The sequence below is a fragment of the Kitasatospora sp. NPDC007106 genome (assembly GCF_040634455.1).
Lineage (GTDB): Bacteria > Actinomycetota > Actinomycetes > Streptomycetales > Streptomycetaceae > Kitasatospora > Kitasatospora arboriphila.
On record NZ_JBEYFP010000026.1, the window covers coordinates 13,289 to 31,270 of the forward strand.

Consider the following 17,982-nt stretch of genomic DNA (forward strand, 5'->3'; position numbering starts at 1 on the left):
TCCTTGACACTTCGGGTGGCACCTGGCGTGGCACTCCGCCCTGGGGGAGCAGCATGAACGACATCGTCCACGGCCTCGGCGTGGCCGCCGCCTACGGCGCCGTGGGCCTGGTGCTGCTGCTGCTCGGCGTGGGCCTGGTCGACGCCCTGACGCCGGGCAAGCTCGGCCGGCAGATCTGGCTGGAGCGCAACCGCAACGCCGCCGTGGTGCTCAGCTCCGCGCTGATCGGCATCGGCGGCATCGTCTTCACCGCGATCATGTACACCTACGACGAGTTCGGGAAGGGCCTGGCCGCGACCGCGCTCTTCGGCCTGCTCGGCCTGGTGCTGATGGCCGCCGCGTTCTGGCTGGTGGACCTGCTGACCCCGGGCAAGCTCGGCGAGGTGCTGGTCGACCCCGAGCCGCACCCGGCGGTCTGGGTGACCGCCGCCTGCAACCTCTCGGTCGCCGCCATCGTCGCCGCGTCGATCGCCTGAGCCCGCCCGAGCGGCCCGCACGCGGCCGGCACCCCGACCACCGGGGTGCCGGCCGCTGCCGTTGCCGCGGGCGGCGGCTCAGCCCTCGGCCAGCCGCTCCGTCAGCCGGGCCTTCGCCGCGGGCCACTCGTCGTGGAGCATCGAGAAGTAGACGCTGTCGCGCCAGCTGCCGTCCGGCCGGCGGCGGTGGCGGCGCAGGGTGCCCTCGTACCGGGCGCCGAGGCGGCGGATCGCGTTCTGCGAGCGCTCGTTGAGGTGGTCGGTCTTCCAGGTGACGCGGCCCATGCCGAGCTCCTCGAAGGCGTGGGTGAGCAGCAGCAGCTTGGACTCGGTGTTCACCGCGGTGCGCCAGACCCGCCGGGCGTACCAGGTGCCGCCGATCTCCACCAGCTCGTCGCGCGCACTGAAGTCGAGGTAGCAGGTGACGCCGACCGCCCGGCCGTCCGCGGTGGAGACCACGGCGAACGGGACGCAGCCGCCCGAGGCCGCGTCGGCGAGCCGGCCGGCGATGTTCGCGGCCATCGCCTCCTCGGTGGCCGGCGCCTCGTACGGCAGCCAGCGCCACACCTCCTCGTCGCCGCCGCTCGCGGCGAAGAGGTCCGGCACGTGCTCCGGGGTCAGCGGTTCCAGCCGGACGTGGCGGCCGGTCAGGACGGTCGGGGCGGGCAGCTTCGCGGTCATGCCGCCGACCCTAGACCCGTTGTGCACTAGGAGCAATCCACTTCTGCACTAGTGCAATGATCTCGGGAAATGCGGAAGGGCCCCGCACCGAGCTCGGTGCGGGGCCCTCCGGCGGGTGTCCCCGAGGCGTCCCGGACGGGTCCGGGCGCGAGTCCTACAGGAAGGAGTTGATCTGGATGGTCTCGGTGCGGCCGGGGCCGACGCCGATCGCCGAGATCGGCGCCCCGGACATCTCCTCCAGGGCCTTCACGTAGGCCTGCGCGTTCTTCGGCAGGTCGGCGAAGGTCTGGGCCTTCGAGATGTCCTCGCTCCAGCCCGGGAGGGTCTCGTAGACCGGCTTCGCGTGGTGGAAGTCCGACTGGTTGTAGGGGAGCTCCTCGACCCGGCGGCCGTCGATCTCGTACGCCACGCAGACCGGGATCTGCTCCCAGCCGGTGAGCACGTCCAGCTTGGTCAGGAAGAAGTCGGTGAGGCCGTTGACGCGGGTGGCGTAGCGGGCGATCACCGCGTCGAACCAGCCGCAGCGGCGGTCGCGGCCGGTGGTGACACCGCGCTCGCCGCCGATCCGGCGCAGCGCCTCGCCGTCCTCGTCGAGCAGCTCGGTCGGGAAGGGGCCCGAGCCGACGCGGGTGGTGTACGCCTTGAGGATGCCGATGACCCGGTCGATCTTGGTCGGGCCGATGCCGGAACCGGTGCAGGCGCCGCCGGAGGTCGGGTTCGACGAGGTCACGAAGGGGTACGTGCCGTGGTCGACGTCCAGCAGGGTGCCCTGGCCGCCCTCCAGCAGGACGACCTTGCCGGCCTTCAGCGCCTCGTCCAGGACGAGGGTGGTGTCGGCCAGGAACGGGCGGATCTTCTCGGCGTAGCCGAGGTACTCCTCCAGCACCAGCTCGGCCGGGATGGCGCGGCGGTTGTAGAGCTTGACCAGGATCTGGTTCTTGTCGTGCAGCGCCGCCTCGATCTTCTGCTGGAGGATCGACTCGTCGAAGAGGTCCTGCACCCGGATGCCGACGCGGTTGATCTTGTCCGCGTAGGTCGGGCCGATGCCGCGGCCGGTGGTGCCGATCCGGCGCTTGCCGAGGAAGCGCTCGGTGACCTTGTCCAGGGTGCGGTGGTACGGCGTGATCAGGTGGGCGTTGCCCGAGATCAGCAGCTTGGAGGTGTCGATGCCGCGCTCGTTCAGGCCCTGCAGCTCGGAGAGCAGCACGCCCGGGTCGATCACGACGCCGTTGCCGATGACCGGGGTCACGTTCGGGCTGAGGATGCCGGAAGGCAGCAGGTGGAGGGCATACTTCTGGTCGCCGATGACCACCGTGTGACCGGCGTTGTTGCCGCCCTGGTAGCGGACGACGTAGTCGACGGAGCCACCGAGGAGGTCAGTAGCCTTCCCCTTGCCCTCGTCTCCCCACTGGGCGCCAACGAGCACGAGTGCCGGCACAGGCGTACACCCCTTCCGGTTGGGGCATCCTGCCGAAGACCGCAGTCTGCCCCGAGATAGACGAAGCCCCTGGCGCAATAGCGCAAGGGGCTCTTGCACCGAGAGATTACCTGAGGAAGGACCGGTCGTGTCGTCCCTGTCCACGCCCGCATCCCGCCCCGACGGACGCGGTGCGGGGGAGCCGCTGCTGGTACTGGTCGACCCGGCGGCCGGACGGGCCGACGGCGAGTCGGTGCGGATCGCCCGGGACGTGCTGTGCGGAGGCGCCGACGCGAAGGTCGTGCTGCCCGAGAGCCGGTCCGAACTCGACCGCGTGCTGTCCCACCGGGGCCGTCGCAGACCGGTCGTGATCGGCTCCGACCAGGCCGTGCACAAGGTGCTGCAGGCCCTCCACCGGCAGCGTGACCTGGGCACGGATCCGGTGGGGGTGGTTCCGGTCGGCCCGGCCGGCGCCGTCCTCGCCTGCCGCGCGCTCGGGGTGCCGGAGCAGCCGGTGGCCGCCGCCCGGGCGGTGCTCGGGGGCGCCCCGCGCAAGCTCGACCTGGTGGTGGACGACGGCGGCGGGGTGGTGCTCACCGAGTTGCGGATCGGCGCGGAGCCCCGCCGGGCCCTGCCGTCACTGCGTTCGCTATGGGCGAAACGGGCTGCGCCCGACCAGGCGACCGTTCCCGATCCGGAGTCCACCCCGATGCGGGTCGAGGCGGACGGACGGCTGCTCGCCGACGTCCACGAGCGGATCCGGCTGCTGGAGGCCAGGCCGGCCGGGGGCGAGCTGGAGCTGGTCATCCGCACCGCGGGAGCGGAGCGCCGGCTGCGCGCCGCCGCGCTCAGCGTGGCCGGCCGGAGCTTCGGCTACAGCGCCGACGGCTGCCCCGTCGGGCCGGTCCGGCATCGGACGTGGACGGTGTATCCGGGGGCCTGGGCACTGCTGCTGCCCGCCGGGTGAGCAGGATCACGCCGGACCCCGGTGGCCGACGCCCCGTCAGGCGGGTTCGCGCCCCGAAGAGCGCGCGTGACAAGGGAGTGCGCCGATCGCCGGAAAACGCGCCGGAGAAATGGCGCGTGGTGTAAGGGGTTTTGTCTACGCGCGTTGCCGTCGGTTCGGCCAATAATCCGCGGCTCCCCTGTTCGGGAAGGCGTACGGAACTGTCCTAGACTCGAAGACGTGCCACGTGGTGACGGACGACTCAACCACGATCTTCTTCCCGGCGAGAAAGGCCCCCAGGACGCTTGCGGCGTCTTCGGTGTCTGGGCTCCCGGCGAGGAGGTCGCCAAGCTCACGTACTTCGGCCTCTATGCCCTGCAGCACCGCGGTCAGGAATCCGCGGGCATCGCAGTGAGCAACGGCTCCCAGATTCTCGTCTTCAAGGACATGGGACTCGTCTCCCAGGTCTTCGACGAGACCTCCCTGGGGTCGTTGCACGGGCACATCGCCGTCGGACATGCCCGCTACTCGACAACAGGTTCGTCGGTCTGGGAGAACGCCCAGCCGACCTTCCGGGCGACCGTTCACGGGTCGCTGGCCCTCGGCCACAACGGAAACCTGGTGAACACCGCCGAACTGGCGGCGATGGTCGCCGAGCTGCCCGGCGAGGAGCACGTCTCCCGCTCCGGGCGAACGGCCGCGACCAACGACACCGACCTGGTGACCGCGCTGCTCGCCGGCCACCCGGACCTCTCCATCGAGGAGACCGCCCGGAAGGTCCTGCCCCAGGTCAAGGGCGCCTTCTCGCTCGTCTTCATGGACGAGCACACGCTCTACGCCGCCCGCGACCCGCAGGGCATCCGCCCGCTGGTGCTCGGCCGGCTGGAGCGCGGCTGGGTGGTCGCCTCCGAGACGGCGGCCCTCGACATCGTCGGCGCCTCGTTCATCCGCGAGGTCGAGCCCGGCGAGCTCATCGCCGTCGACGAGCAGGGGATGCGCACCTCGCGCTTCGCCGAGGCCAAGCCCAAGGGCTGCGTCTTCGAGTACGTCTACCTGGCCCGCCCCGACACCACCATCGCCGGCCGCAACGTGCACCTCTCCCGCGTGGAGATGGGGCGCAAGCTGGCCGCCGAGGCGCCCGTCGAGGCCGACCTGGTGATAGCGACCCCGGAGTCCGGTACGCCGGCCGCCATCGGCTACGCCGAGGCCAGCGGCATCCCCTACGGCTCCGGCCTGGTGAAGAACGCCTACGTGGGCCGCACCTTCATCCAGCCCAGCCAGACCATCCGCCAGCTCGGCATCCGGCTCAAGCTCAACCCGCTCAAGGAGGTCATCCGGGGCAAGCGCCTGGTGGTCGTGGACGACTCCATCGTCCGCGGCAACACCCAGCGCGCCCTGGTCAAGATGCTCCGCGAGGCGGGCGCCGCCGAGGTCCACATCCGGATCTCCTCGCCGCCGGTCAAGTGGCCGTGCTTCTTCGGCATCGACTTCGCCACCCGCGCGGAGCTGATCGCCAACGGCATGACCATCGAGGAGATCGGCCGCACGCTCGGCGCCGACTCGCTGGCGTACATCTCGATCGACGGCATGATCGAGGCCACCAAGCAGCCCAAGGACAGGCTCTGCCGGGCCTGCTTCGACGGCGAGTACCCGATGGAGCTGCCGGACCCGGCCCTGCTCGGCAAGCTGCTCCTGGAGGCCGAGATCGCCGGCAGCCAGCAGCCGCCGGCCGTCCGCGGCAAGCCGACCAGCGACCTGGACGGCGTCCAGTCCCTGATCGGCGGGCACGGCGCGGCGGACGCGCTCCGCCGGCCGTAGCACGATGTACCACCCGGGGCGCGGGGCACTGCGCGGCCGGGCGCTCCACGGAGCCGCCCGGCCGACCGCGCAGACCCCGCGCCCCCACGGGTTTAACCGTTTCTGAAAGGGCCACACCAAGGTGACCAGCAACGAGGGCGGCGCGACCTACGCCGCCGCAGGTGTCGACATCGAGGCCGGCGACCGCGCCGTCGAGCTCATGAAGCAGTGGGTGAAGAAGGCGAACCGCCCCGAGGTGGTCGGTGGCCTCGGCGGCTTCGCCGGGCTCTTCGACGCCTCCGCCTTCAAGCGCTACGAGCGCCCGCTGCTGGCCACCGCCACCGACGGCGTCGGCACCAAGGTCGCCCTCGCCTCGGCCATGGACAAGCACGACACCATCGGCCACGACCTGGTCGGCATGGTCGTCGACGACCTGGTGGTCTGCGGCGCCGAGCCGCTGTTCATGACCGACTACATCTGCGTCGGCAAGGTCGTCCCGGAGCGGGTCGCCCAGATCGTCAAGGGCATCGCCGAGGGCTGCGCCCTGGCCGGCTGCGCGCTCATCGGCGGCGAGACCGCCGAGCACCCGGGCCTGCTCGGCCCGGACGAGTACGACGTCGCGGGCGCCGGCACCGGTGTCGTCGAGGCGGACGCCCTGCTCGGCGCCGAGCGCGTCCGGGCCGGCGACGTGGTCATCGCGATGGCCGCCTCGGGCCTGCACTCCAACGGCTACTCGCTGGTCCGCCACGTGCTGCTCAACCAGGCCGGCTGGAAGCTCGACCGCCAGGTCGAGGAGTTCGGCCGCACCCTCGGCGAGGAGCTGCTGGAGCCCACCCGGATCTACTCGCTGGACTGCCTGGCGCTGGCCCGCGCCACCGAGATCCACGCCTTCTCGCACGTCACCGGCGGCGGCCTGGCGGCCAACCTGGCCCGGGTGATCCCGGACGGCCTGCACGCCCGCCTGGACCGCGGCACCTGGACGCCGATGCCGGTCTTCCAGACCGTGGCCAAGGTCGGCGGCATGAAGGCGCTGGAGATCGAGAAGACCCTCAACATGGGCGTCGGCATGGTCGCCGTCGTCCCGCCGTCCTCGGTGGACGTCGTCCTCGCGCTGCTGGAGGACCGCGGCGTCGAGGCCTGGCTGCTGGGCGACGTCGTCGAGCGCACCGACGAGCACGACGGCGGCGCCGCGCTCTACAACTCCTACGAGGGCTTCACCCTCGCCTGAGCCCGTCCGGTGGGCCCGCCCGGCACGGGCGGGCCCACCGGGGCCCAGGAGGCCCCTGGAGCCCCGTTACGGCCGCGGACACGCCGAAGACCGGCCCGGCGCTCGATGAGCGCCGGGCCGGTCTCGTGCGTGCTGTCAGGCTCGGCGGCGGGAGTGTCCGTTGTCGGCGGAGTCCTCGTCGTCCTCGTCCTCGTCGGCGTAGAGATCCGCATACGCCGCGTAGGGGTCGTCCTCGTCGTCCTCGATCGGCTCAGGCTCGATCGCGGTGGACGGAGATACGCCCAGCTCATGAGACAGACGGTTCGCGTCGAACCCGCCGCTGTTGTACTTCAGCTCGCGGGCGACCTTCGTCTGCTTGGCCTTGGCCCGGCCGCGCCCCATGGGTCGACCCCCTCAACGATGGGGCTCACGGCCCCGAGTCTGACACGTGTTCATGATCAGGAGCGGCCTGCCCGGAGTGGGAGAGCCGTCCCTTGGAGCATTAACGGTACCTGTTTCCGCCGCCGGACGGTACGTCGCGCGTGTGACGTGGCGCGCACGGCCAACCTCCGAAACCGGGTCTTTCCAGGTCACAGGAGGTTTCTCGGGCTTCTGCAGGCTGCCCGGAGCGTACCCGGGCCCGTCGTTACGGTTCCGATTATCCCTCGCCAGAGGGTTCGGTATCGCCCGATCGGGCTACGAAGTGAGAATCCGGTTCCACATTGTGATCCGGAGGGGGGCGGAGTCGCTCCGCCCCCCTCCGGACCACCGCACGCGGACGATCAGGACCGGCGGGCGCCCGGGAGCAGGATCGAGCGCAGAGCACTCACCTCGCGCATCCGCTTCTCCGCGAGCCGGTCGGCGGCGACCGCCGGCGGCACGCCGTCCGCGGCGGCGCGGGTGAAGATCTCCAGGGTGGTGTCGAAGATCTTGGTCGCCTTGTTCTTGGCGCGCTCGAAGTTGAAGCCCTCGATCTCGTCGGCGACCTGGATGACGCCGCCCGAGTTCACCAGGTAGTCCGGCGCGTAGAGGATGCCGCGGTCGGCCAGGTCCTTCTCCACGCCGGCGTGCGCCAGCTGGTTGTTGGCCGCGCCGCAGACGACCGCGGTGCCGGCCGCACCGAGCACCGCGACGGTCGCGTCGTCCAGCGCGCCGCCCAGGGCGCAGGGCGCGTAGACGTCCAGGCCGGACTGCAGCAGCGCGGCGGTGTCGCCGGCGACCTCGACCTCCGGGTGGGCCGCGCGCACCCGGTTCACGGCCGCCTCGGAGACGTCCGTGACCACCACGGTGGCGCCGTCCGCGACCAGGTGGCCGACGAGGTAGTGGCCGACCTTGCCGACGCCGGCGACGCCGACCCGCTTGCCGCGCAGGGTCGGCTGGCCCCAGCGGGCCTTGGCCGAGGCGCGCATGCCCTGGAAGACGCCGAAGGCGGTCAGCACCGAGGAGTCGCCCGCGCCGCCGTACTCGGGGGAGCGGCCGGTGACGAAGCGGGTCTCGCGGGCCACCACGTCCATGTCCTGGACGTAGGTGCCCACGTCGCACGCGGTGACGTAGCGGCCCTGCAGGGACTCGACGAAGCGGCCGTACGCGCGGAGCATCGCCTCGTTCTTGTCACCGCCCTCCGCGCCGGGGGCCGGGTTGCCGATGATCACGGCCTTGCCGCCGCCGAGGTCCAGGCCGGCCAGCGCGTTCTTGTAGCTCATGCCGCGGGACAGCCGCAGCGCGTCCTCCAGCGCCTCCTCCTCGGAGTCGTACTGGTGGAAGCGGGTGCCGCCGAGCGCGGGGCCCAGCGCGGTGGAGTGGATGGCGATGATCGCCTTGAGACCGGTCGACCGGTCGTGGCAGAGGACGACCTGCTCGTGGCCGTCACCGGGGGCAGCGTCCTGCCCGGTCGCGAAGATCCTGCTGAGCACTCCTGATGCGGGGTGCGCGGCGGACGCGGTGTGTACGTCGGTCACTGTGGTGACTCCAGTATTCGTGGGCCCGCGGCGGTGGTGCGGGCGTCTGGTCGAAGCCTAGCCCCGGGGCCGTCGCACGATCTGCCCCCTGACGGTCCCATGGACATAACGACCGGAGGGCCCGGACGGCACCCTCCCCGGCGGCCCCCGGGCCGTGCGACGATGCCGGGTGTGACCGCCGTGCGCACTTCGGTGCTCCCGCCCTACGCCGCCCAGCTGCGGGTGTACGAGCCGCTGGCCGCCTATCCGGAGCCGGAGCGGTCCCGCTGGCAGGCGTACGCGGCGGAGCACGGCCCGGACGCCGACGGGGCCGCCGAACCGGTCGCCGCGGCCGCCCTGGCCGAGCAGCGGCAGGCCCTGGCGGAGCTGGCCGGACGGACCCCGGGGGCGCTGCCCGACCGGGAGAGCGGGCGGGCGCTGGTGCGGGTCGTCGACCGGGTCACCTACATCTGCCCGTGGACGACCCGGCTGCGCAGCTGGCAGGCGATGGACGAGCTCCGCGCGGCACTGCCGGCCTTCCTGCTGGACACCGTGCTGCCGCCCGCCGTCCGGGCCGAGGCGGAGGCCGACCAGGCGCGCTGGCGGACGGCGCACCCGGACGCCCGGCCGTGGATCCTCACCTCCCGCTGGGAGGTGCCGGTGCGCTGGTGCCTGCCGTTCGGCGAGGAGGACCGGCACTTCGTCCCGGCGGGGCCGGGAGGGGCGGCCGGGGACCGGCCGGTGCCGGCCTCCCTCTTCTACCTGACGCCGATGGCGCAGGCGCGCCGGCGGGTGGCCCGCGGCTACCGGGCGCTGCGGACGGCGGTGCCGGGCTCGCGGAGCGGGCCCGGCGGCGAGCTGGTGCTGGGTGTGGAGCAGGTCGGCCGGTGGCTGGAGGAGTTCCACCCGCGCTCGCTGGTGGAGCTCGACTACGGGGGCCTGGTGCACCTGCTCGGTGCCGAGGGGCTGGCGGCGGAGCGCTCGGTGGCCGAGATCGAGGCCGGGATCGGCGCGCTCCGGGCCGGGGACACCGAGGCGGCGGCGCGGGCGTACGAGGCGGTGACGGCCCGTTGGCGCCGGGTGCTGGCCCTGCGGTACGCCAGCTGACACCGGGTCACCGGGGCCGGGTAGCCGGAGGTCGGACGGGGGTAAGGGAAGGAGGGACCTCCGGCCCTTCCCTCGTGGGCCGAGGTCCCGAGCCGGTCAATCCCCCAGGAACGTGACACTACTCACCGTTGACGCGAACTTACCCCTATATGCAAAAATGGGACAACCAGCCCAAGTTCAACCTGGTGTGTCCACTTCTGGGTCGATCTGACGGTGGTGCGTACTTTGTGGGGAAGCGGAGGGTCTGGTCGTCTCGTCACCGGATGTCACACAATCGTGACTGTCCGTTATGAGATGGTCCATGGCCATCCGTCTCGCTTGAACCCCTGAGGGGCCAATTTAGGCGGTTTGGCCGATGGGGCTGGACGGATGGTGTAGTTGTAGACATCAGGACAAGCCGTTCGTCCTATAACCGACTCGGTCCGTGTGTGCCATTTCGGGCATCGCGGGTCAAGGTGCAGAATTTGAAGGATAGAACCGCCCTGGTTCGGTTCTCCCGAGGAGGCCGCTCATGACCGCTCGTACCCCTGACGCTGAACCTCTGCTCACGCCGGCGGAGGTTGCCACCATGTTCCGCGTTGACCCCAAGACGGTCACTCGCTGGGCCAAGGCAGGCAAGCTCACGTCCATTCGCACGCTGGGCGGCCACCGCCGCTACCGTGAGGCCGAGGTGCGTGCCCTGCTGGCCGGGATTCCGGCTCAGCGAACCGAGGCCTGACAGGTCTCAGGGGTTTTCCCGAAGGGCCGTGTCCCCGACTCCGCCGGGTCGGGGGGACGGCCCTTCGGCATGCCGGAATCGGCCATTCCCGATGGGGCTGGTGGGGGTGGGGGGAATTGCCGGGAATGCATGTGCAATTTTACATATTAAATCCCCTCCTGCTGGGAGGGGGCGCCGGGTGTCCGATCTCAAGAACGGATAAGTGACGACTGTCACGCCGCCGTTATCTTGAGGTCTAGACCTAGGCCGGTGTAGGGAGCTGACCCGCCGTCAGCGATCCGCCTGCGCGAACGCCAGAGGCCCGGAGCCTTACGGCTCCGGGCCTCTGCCTGTACTGCGATCCCGACGGGACTTGAACCCGCGACCTCCACCTTGACAGGGTGGCGAGCTAACCAACTGCTCCACGGGACCAGAGATTTCTGATCCGTTCGTCTGCTCTCGCTCGCGAACAAGACAGATCGTACTGCATGGCGGGGCCCCAGGTCGAACCGGCCGCAGCGGGCCCCGTCCGGCACCTCCCGGACGGGGCCCGCCGCGGTCAGAGGGTGGCCGCCGCGGCGTCCATCGCCTTGAGGATGCGCTTCTCCGACACGGGCGCCGGCGTGCCCAGCCCCTGGGCGAAGAAGCTCACCCGCAGCTCCTCGATCATCCAGCGGATCGCCCGGACCTCCGGCGAGGGCCGGCGGCCCTCCGGCACCCGGGCCAGCAGCTCCCCGTACGCCTGCTGGACGGCCTGCACCTTCAGCAGGTTCTGGGTGTCCCGCTGCGGGTGGTCCGGCAGCGCCTCCAGCCGGCGGTCCACCGCCAGCAGATAGCGCTTCAGGTCCGGCAGCCGCTGCCAGCCCGTGTCGGTCACGAAGCCCGGGTACACCAGCGAGGCCAGGTGCAGCCGGACGTCGTTCACCGCGTTCAGCAGCACCGGGCTGGAGACCGACTTCAGCCGGGTCGACGCCCGGTGGAAGGCGATCAGCGCCGTCGCCGTCTTCAGCGTGGTGTCCGCCGACAGGTCGTACAGGTCCGCCCGGACCTTGTCGAACAGCGCGGTGAACGCCGCCTCGTCCCAGGCCGGGCCGCCGTTCAGCTCCATCAGCCGGTCGACCGCCGCTCCGACCACGTCCTCGAACAGCGCCGGGATCGACCCGTGCGGGTTGTACGAGAGGGCGAGCTTCGCCTGGTTGCCCAGCCGGCCCTGGATCGACTTCGCCGGGGAGTTCACCCGGAGCGCCAGCAGCCGGCGGGTGCCCGCCCACATCGCCTGCTCCTGGGCCTCCGGGGTGTCGAACAGCCGCACCGCCACCGAGGTGCCCTCGTCCACCAGCGCCGGGTAGGCCCGCACCGAGTGGCCGCGGGTGCGTTGCTCGAAGGTCCGCTGCAGCACCGGCAGGCCGTCCGGCCAGGCGGTCAGCCCGCTCTGCTCGATGCCCCGGCCGGAGGCGGCGCTGGAGAGCGTCGCCGACAGCTTCGGCTGCAGCGTCCGGCGCAGCTCCTCCAGGTCCTTGGACTCGGCGAGCTTCTTGCGGCCGTCCACCACCCGGAAGGTGACCTTGAGGTGGTCCGGCACCCGCTCGTCGTCCCAGGCCTCCGGCGGGACCACCACCCCGCCCATCCGGTGCAGGATCCGCTCCAGGGTCGGCAGCAGCGGCTCCTGCCGGTCCTTCACCTGCCGCAGCGCGGCCGCCGCGAAGTCCGGCGCCGGCACGAAGTTGCGCCGGATCGCCTTCGGCAGCGAGCGGATGTACGCGGTGACCAGCTCGGCCCGCAGACCCGGGATCTGCCAGTCGAAGCCCTCGTCGGTGACCTGGTTGAGCACCGGCAGCGGGATGTGCACCGTGACGCCGTCCGCGTCGCTGCCCGGCTCGAACTGGTAGGTCAGCCGGAAGCGCAGCGCGCCCTGGTGCCAGTGGTCCGGGTAGTCGGCCTCGGTGACGCCGTCGGCCGACTCGTTGATGAGCATCGACTTCTCGAAGTTCAGCAGGTCCGGCTGCTCGTGCCGGGCCTTCTTCCACCAGGAGTCGAAGTGCCGGGTGGAGACGACCTCCTCCGGCAGCCGGGCGTCGTAGAAGTCGAACAGGGTCTGGTCGTCCACCAGGATGTCCCGGCGGCGGGCCCGGTTCTCCAGCTCCTCGACCTCGCCGAGCAGCTTGCGGTTCTCCGCGAAGAACCGGTGGTGGGTCTCCCAGTCGCCCTCGACCAGGGCGTTGCGGATGAACAGCTCGCGGCACAGCCCCGGGTCGATCCGGCCGTAGTTCACCTTGCGCTGGGCGACGACCGGCATCCCGTACAGGGTCACCTTCTCGTACGCCAGCACCGCGCCGGCCTTCTTCTCCCAGTGCGGCTCGCTGTACGACCGCTTGATCAGGTGGCCCGCCAGCGGCTCCACCCACTCGGGCTCGATCTTCGCGTTGATCCGCGCCCACAGCCGCGAGGTCTCCACCAGCTCGGCGGACATCACCCAGCGCGGCGGCTTCTTGAACAGCCCCGACCCGGGGAAGACCGCGAACCGGGCGCCGCGGGCGCCGCCGTACTCGCGCTTCTCCACGTCGAACAGGCCGATGTGCGAGAGCAGGCCGGACAGCAGGGCCTGGTGGATCCGGTCCGCGTCCGGCTCGGCGTCCTCGTGGGGCTCGTCGATCGTCACGCCGAGCTGCTTGGCGACCGTCCGCAGCTGGACGTAGACGTCCTGCCACTCGCGTATCCGCAGGTAGTTCAGGAACTCCGTCTTGCACATCCGGCGGAAGGCCGAGGAGGAGAGCTCCCTCTGCTGCTCCCTGACGTAGCGCCACATCGCCAGGTAGGTGAGGAAGTCCGAGGTCTCCGAGTTGAACCGGCGGTGCCGGTCGTCGGCGGCCTGGCGCTTCTCGGCGGGCCGCTCGCGCGGGTCCTGGATGGACAGCGCGGCGGCGATCACCATGACGTCGCGGACGCAGCCGAGCCGGTCCGCCTCCAGCACCATCCGGGCCATCCGCGGGTCCACCGGCAGCTGGGCCAGCTTGCGGCCGAGCGGGGTGAGCCGCTTGCGGTGGTCCTTCTCCGCCGGGTCGAGCGCGCCCAGCTCGTGCAGCAGGTTGACGCCGTCCTTGATGTTCCGCGAGTCCGGCGGGTCCAGGAACGGGAAGGCCGCGATGTCGCCCAGGCCCGCCGCCGTCATCTGCAGGATGACCGAGGCCAGGTTGGTGCGGAGGATCTCCGCGTCGGTGAACTCCGGCCGGGAGAGGAAGTCCTCCTCCGAGTACAGCCGGATGCAGATGCCGTCCGAGGTGCGGCCGCAGCGGCCCTTGCGCTGGTTGGCGCTGGCCTGGCTGACCGCCTCGATCGGCAGCCGCTGCACCTTGGTGCGGTGGCTGTAGCGGGAGATCCGGGCGGTGCCCGGGTCGACCACGTACTTGATGCCCGGCACGGTCAGCGAGGTCTCGGCGACGTTGGTGGCGAGCACCACGCGCCGGCTGTTCGACCGCTGGAAGACCCTGTGCTGCTCGGCCGAGGAGAGCCGGGCGTAGAGCGGCAGCACCTCGGTGGACTTCAGTTTCATCCGGTTCAGCGCGTCCGCGGTGTCGCGGATCTCGCGCTCGCCGGAGAGGAAGACCAGGACGTCGCCCGGGCCCTCCGCCTGGAGCTCCTCCACCGCGTCGCAGATCGCCTGCACCTGGTCGCGGTCCCGGTCGACCTCGTCCTCCTCGGTGCCCTCCTCCAGCATCGGGCGGTAGCGCACCTCGACCGGGTAGGTGCGGCCGGAGACCTCGACGATCGGGGCGTCGCCGAAGTGGGCGGCGAAGCGCTCCGGGTCGATCGTCGCCGAGGTGATCACGACCTTGAGGTCGGGGCGGCGCGGCAGCAGCTGCTTGAGGTAGCCGAGCAGGAAGTCGATGTTGAGGCTGCGCTCGTGCGCCTCGTCGATGATCAGCGTGTCGTACTGGCGCAGCTCGCGGTCGGTCTGGATCTCCGCGAGCAGGATGCCGTCGGTCATCAGCTTGACCAGGGTGTCCTGGCCGACCTGGTCGGTGAAGCGCACCTTCCAGCCGACCGCCTCGCCCAGCGGCGTCGCCAGCTCCTCGGCGACCCGCTCGGCGACCGTGCGGGCCGCGATCCGGCGCGGTTGGGTGTGGCCGACCAGGCCCTTCACCCCGCGGCCCAGCTCCAGGCAGATCTTCGGGATCTGGGTGGTCTTGCCGGAGCCGGTCTCGCCCGCGACGATCACCACCTGGTGGTCCCGGATCGCCGCCAGGATCTCGTCCTTCTTCTGGCTGACCGGCAGCTCCTGCGGGTAGCTGATCTCCGGGACGGCGCCGCGGCGCTGTTCGACCCGGAGCTCGGCCTTCGCGATCTCGGCGGCCAGCTCGTCGGCGATCTTCTGCCGGGCCTCCGGGCTGCGCACCCGCCGGGCGCCGTCCAGCCGCCGGCCGATCCGCTGCTGGTCGCGGAGCATCAGCTCGGGCAGCCGGGCGGCCAGCTCCGCGATGGTGGAGGCATCGGCGGACCGGGCTACGGGAGAACTCACTGCGGGCATCCCTCTAGATTCGCAAGGAGGCACGGGGCGGCGCACCTCGGTTTTCGAGCCCCTCCAGTGTCACAGCCCCGGCCCGTGATCTGCGAACGGCCCGGCGGCCCGGCGTCCGGCGGCCTCACCCCGGTGGCGCACACCGCGGCGCGCGGGCCGCGTCGGGCAACCGTTCGGGCCCGTTCGAGCGGCCAGTAGGGTGCTCGGGCCAGTCGTGACGATCGAGGGGGAGACGATGGCCGGTGAGTTCGACGCGCACGAGCGACGGATGTGGGCGGGCAAGGCCGTCCCGTACGGGCGGACCTTCGCGGCGCTCTGCGGGGCCGCGGTGCCGGAGCTGGTGGCCGCGGCCGGTGTCGGCGCGGGCACGACGGTGCTGGACGTCGGCACCGGGTCGGGGACGGCCGCCGCGGCCGCGGTGCGGCTCGGCGCCCAGGTGACGGCCGTGGACGCCGAACCCGGCATGGTGGAGCTGGCCGCGGAGAACGTGCCCGGGGCGGACGTCCGGCACGCCGTGCTGCCCGAACTGCCCTTCCCGGACGCCTCCTTCGACGCGGTGGTGGCCAACTTCGTGATCAACCACGTGGAGGACCCCGCGGCCGCGCTGACCGAGCTGCGGCGGGTCACCCGGCCCGGAGGACGGGTCGCCGTCACGGTGTGGGCGGCGACCGGCAACACCGCGATGGGCCTGTTCACCGAGGCGCTGGACGCCGCGGAGGTCGGGCGCCCGGTCTTCCCGACCCTGCCGGTCGACTTCGAGCGGACCCCGGAGGGCCTGGCCGGGCTGCTGGCCGGCGCCGGATGGCAGGACCCGGAGGGCCGGCAGCTGGCCTGGGCCCACCGGGTCTCCCCCGAGGAGTTCTGGCAGGGGCCGGCCTCGGGCATCGCCAACCTCGGGCTGGTGATCACCGGACTGCCGGCCGCGACGGCCGCACTGGTCAAGGAGCACTACGACCGGATCGCCGGCGGCCGCACCGGTGCGGACGGACTGCTGGCCCTGCCGGCGGCGGCCGTTCTGGCCGTCGCCCGCCGCTGACCGGGTCCGTCCGGTCGGCTAGCCTTTTGACCGACTATCAGCCTGTAGTGCAAGAGAAGCATGGGGGAACGGCTGTGGGACTGTGGGACGACGTCAAGGACCTCGGAAGCGCGGCGGTCAACGTCGTCGAGGACGTGTTCTGGGCACCGACCAAGATTGCCAAGTGGGTTCTCGGCGAGATGTTCGGCGATCCTGACGCCGAACTGGAGAAGTACGCCGCCGAGTTGCAGCAGATGGGCAAGGACGTCGAGGCGTTCGGCAAGGAGATCAGCACCGCGCTGAGCCACCTCACCTGGCACGGCCCGGCCTCCGACGCCTTCGTCGCGCACGCGCAGAGCAGGGTGAAGGAGCTCAACACCGTCGCCGACGAGCTCGACGAGCTCGGCAAGGCGATCAAGGGCCTCGCCGACGCCTTCTGACCGGCCGTCGCACCACCCACCCTGTCCCAAGCACGTATCAGCAGGCACGAGGAGACACCGCGCCATGGCCGATCAGTTCGGCGTCCAGCTGCAGGAGCTGGCGAAGATCCAGAGCGACTTTCAGAAGATCAACGCAAAGATGACGGAGATGAGCCAGCGCGTCGGGGCCATCAAGAACGCCGTCGCCAAGGCCGCCGCGACCGACCTGAGCGCCGGCGGGCTGCTCGGCGTCGCCAACTTCTTCGCCGTCGCCGCCCAGGTGGCCTCCAAGGTCAAGGACATCTCCGACCGGGCCGACGCCCTGGAGAAGACCAAGAAGAAGCTCACCGAGGAGCTCGGCCAGGACGCCGAGAAGATCAAGCAGGTCCTGACCGAGTACAAGGAGATCGAGCGCAAGATCCAGGAGGCGCTCAAGAAGCCCCACGTGGGCCAGGAGCAGCCCAAGGGCCCGCACACCGGCATCGACGGCACCGGCGGCGGCAACGGCGGCGGGAACCACGGAGGCGGCGGCCAGACGGGCGGCGGGGGCCACACCGGCGGCGGCGGGCACACCGGTGGTGGGGGCCACACCGGGGGCGGCGGCAACCACGGCGGCACCGACGACTCGGGCAGCGACGGCAGCGGCATCAGCACCCGCCCCGGCGGCCGCCACGACGGTCCGAAGATCAAGGACCGCAGCCGCGGCGACTGGCAGACCCACATCATCAACGGCTCCGGCTGGGACTCCTGGAGCGACCACTGGCACCGCCACAACGGCCAGGGCGTCGGCCCCAAGGACCAGCCGATCCTCGACGGCGCCTCCGACGAGCGGAAGGCCATGGTCGACCGCGCCATGGAGCGGGTGAACCGCAAGCTCGGCTACAGCCAGGGCGCCGAGACCAACGGCTACCGCGTCGACTGCTCCGGCTTCGTCTCCGCGGCGTGGGGCCTGCCCGGCCCCGGCACCACCACCGGCCCGCTGATCAGCGAGAGCGGCGGCATCGCCCACCACATCTCCAAGAGCTCGATGCTGCCCGGCGACGCCATGGTCGTCCACCAGGCCCACGGCGAGCAGCACGTCGTCCTGTTCGGCGGGTGGGCGGACAAGGCGCACACCCGGATGGTCATCCTCGAGGACAACGGCAGCCTCGGCTGCGTCTCCCGCGAGGTCCCGCTCTCCAAGTACTCGGAGTACACCGCCGTCCGCAAGAACGGCATGTGACCCGTCCCGGCGGGCTCCCGGTGGTGTACCACCGCCGGGAGCCCGCCGGCTCCGGTCAGGAGCTCCAGGTCTCCTTCAGCGAGGTGATGGCGCCCTTCGCGTCCACGGTGTACTCGTACGTGTCCTGGTAGCAGAACCAGCCCTTGGGCAGGCTGTCCGGGTCGGTCACGTGGTTGCTCTCGGCGCAGGTCTTCACGTGCGCCAGGCCGTCGCCCGCGGTGCCCGCCCGCACGGTGACCGTCTTCGTCCGCAGGCTCTCGTCCGTGTAGACGGTGATCTTCGCGTCGGGCGCGACGGTGTAGGGCTTCGGCTTCTCGTCCGGGTTGAAGAAGAGGCCGTTGGGGCTGCAGTTCGCCTCGACGGCCTCCGCCGTCAGCTTGCCGAGGCCCTTGTCGACCGTGCGGACCCGGACGACCTTGTGGGTCTTGAAGTACTCCTTGCAGTTCGGACCGCGCCCGCCGTTGTCGGCGTCCGCGGCGCCGGTGGCGGCTCCGGTGGCCTTGCCGGCCGGGGCGGAGGCGGCCGGGTCGGCCGCGCCCGCCGAC

The 17,982-nt window shown here is 71.5% G+C and carries 15 protein-coding genes and 1 tRNA gene; 9 read left to right on the forward strand and 7 right to left on the reverse strand.

Going from position 1 to position 17,982, the window contains the following annotated elements; all coding sequences use genetic code 11:
• Positions 1-53: 53 nt before the first annotated feature.
• Positions 54-476, forward strand: a complete 423-nt coding sequence (locus ABZ641_RS05285; RefSeq protein ID WP_344624396.1) for a DUF350 domain-containing protein — start codon at positions 54-56, stop codon at positions 474-476.
• Between the two features lie 78 nt (positions 477-554).
• On the opposite strand, the gene ABZ641_RS05290 is transcribed toward ABZ641_RS05285, so the two are convergent.
• Positions 555-1,157, reverse strand: a complete 603-nt coding sequence (locus ABZ641_RS05290) for a GNAT family protein (protein ID WP_359979332.1) — start codon at positions 1,155-1,157, stop codon at positions 555-557.
• 154 nt (positions 1,158-1,311) lie between these two features.
• Positions 1,312-2,595: an adenylosuccinate synthase gene (locus ABZ641_RS05295; RefSeq protein WP_344624398.1), complete on the reverse strand. Its 1,284-nt coding sequence runs from the start codon at positions 2,593-2,595 to the stop codon at positions 1,312-1,314.
• Between the two features lie 127 nt (positions 2,596-2,722).
• Here ABZ641_RS05295 and ABZ641_RS05300 point away from each other — a divergent pair, with 127 nt between their 5' ends.
• The 3 genes from ABZ641_RS05300 (at position 2,723) to purM (ending at position 6,545) form a co-directional block, all read left to right on the forward strand.
• Positions 2,723-3,541 carry a diacylglycerol kinase family protein gene (locus tag ABZ641_RS05300; RefSeq protein ID WP_344624399.1) on the forward strand — a complete coding sequence of 273 codons (819 nt, stop codon included), beginning with the start codon at positions 2,723-2,725 and terminating at the stop codon, positions 3,539-3,541.
• A 219-nt stretch (positions 3,542-3,760) separates the two neighbouring features.
• Positions 3,761-5,338, forward strand: a complete 1,578-nt coding sequence (gene purF, locus ABZ641_RS05305) for an amidophosphoribosyltransferase (RefSeq protein WP_344624400.1) — start codon at positions 3,761-3,763, stop codon at positions 5,336-5,338.
• 121 nt (positions 5,339-5,459) lie between these two features.
• A complete protein-coding gene (gene purM / locus ABZ641_RS05310; RefSeq protein ID WP_344624401.1) occupies positions 5,460-6,545 on the forward strand; it encodes a phosphoribosylformylglycinamidine cyclo-ligase in 1,086 nt (361 codons plus the stop codon).
• A 135-nt stretch (positions 6,546-6,680) separates the two neighbouring features.
• Here purM and ABZ641_RS05315 read toward each other — a convergent pair whose 3' ends face one another.
• Entirely contained in the window at positions 6,681-6,926 is a 246-nt protein-coding gene (locus tag ABZ641_RS05315) for a DUF3073 domain-containing protein (protein ID WP_263104251.1), read from the reverse strand.
• A 380-nt stretch (positions 6,927-7,306) separates the two neighbouring features.
• Positions 7,307-8,437, reverse strand: a complete 1,131-nt coding sequence (locus ABZ641_RS05320) for a Glu/Leu/Phe/Val dehydrogenase dimerization domain-containing protein (RefSeq protein ID WP_344624407.1) — start codon at positions 8,435-8,437, stop codon at positions 7,307-7,309.
• A gap of 207 nt (positions 8,438-8,644) precedes the next feature.
• On the opposite strand from ABZ641_RS05320, the gene ABZ641_RS05325 reads away from it, so the two are divergent.
• Together ABZ641_RS05325 and bldC are read left to right on the forward strand one after the other, a co-directional pair.
• A complete protein-coding gene (locus tag ABZ641_RS05325; RefSeq protein WP_344624402.1) occupies positions 8,645-9,568 on the forward strand; it encodes a hypothetical protein in 924 nt (307 codons plus the stop codon).
• Positions 9,569-10,079: 511 nt separating this feature from the next.
• Positions 10,080-10,286 carry a developmental transcriptional regulator BldC gene (gene bldC / locus ABZ641_RS05330; RefSeq protein WP_014137253.1) on the forward strand — a complete coding sequence of 69 codons (207 nt, stop codon included), beginning with the start codon at positions 10,080-10,082 and terminating at the stop codon, positions 10,284-10,286.
• A gap of 337 nt (positions 10,287-10,623) precedes the next feature.
• Here bldC and ABZ641_RS05335 read toward each other — a convergent pair.
• Positions 10,624-10,697, reverse strand: a tRNA-Asp gene (locus ABZ641_RS05335).
• 127 nt (positions 10,698-10,824) lie between these two features.
• Positions 10,825-14,781: an ATP-dependent RNA helicase HrpA gene (hrpA, locus tag ABZ641_RS05340; protein ID WP_344628436.1), complete on the reverse strand. Its 3,957-nt coding sequence runs from the start codon at positions 14,779-14,781 to the stop codon at positions 10,825-10,827.
• Positions 14,782-14,995: 214 nt separating this feature from the next.
• Here hrpA and ABZ641_RS05345 point away from each other — a divergent pair, with 214 nt between their 5' ends.
• The 3 genes from ABZ641_RS05345 to ABZ641_RS05355 all read left to right on the forward strand — a co-directional run bounded on the left by ABZ641_RS05345 (position 14,996) and on the right by ABZ641_RS05355 (position 17,437).
• A complete protein-coding gene (locus ABZ641_RS05345; RefSeq protein WP_359979338.1) occupies positions 14,996-15,817 on the forward strand; it encodes a class I SAM-dependent methyltransferase in 822 nt (273 codons plus the stop codon).
• A gap of 74 nt (positions 15,818-15,891) precedes the next feature.
• The gene (locus ABZ641_RS05350) at positions 15,892-16,236 is read left to right on the forward strand and encodes a WXG100 family type VII secretion target (RefSeq protein WP_263104247.1); all 345 of its coding nucleotides are present in this window, start codon (positions 15,892-15,894) and stop codon (positions 16,234-16,236) included.
• 64 nt (positions 16,237-16,300) lie between these two features.
• On the forward strand, positions 16,301-17,437 hold the full coding sequence (locus ABZ641_RS05355; RefSeq protein ID WP_344628438.1) for a hypothetical protein: 1,137 nt from the start codon (positions 16,301-16,303) through the stop codon (positions 17,435-17,437).
• 55 nt (positions 17,438-17,492) lie between these two features.
• Here the strand turns inward: ABZ641_RS05355 and ABZ641_RS05360 are convergent.
• On the reverse strand, positions 17,493-17,982 hold a 490-nt coding region (locus ABZ641_RS05360; protein WP_359979341.1), incomplete at its 5' end, for a hypothetical protein.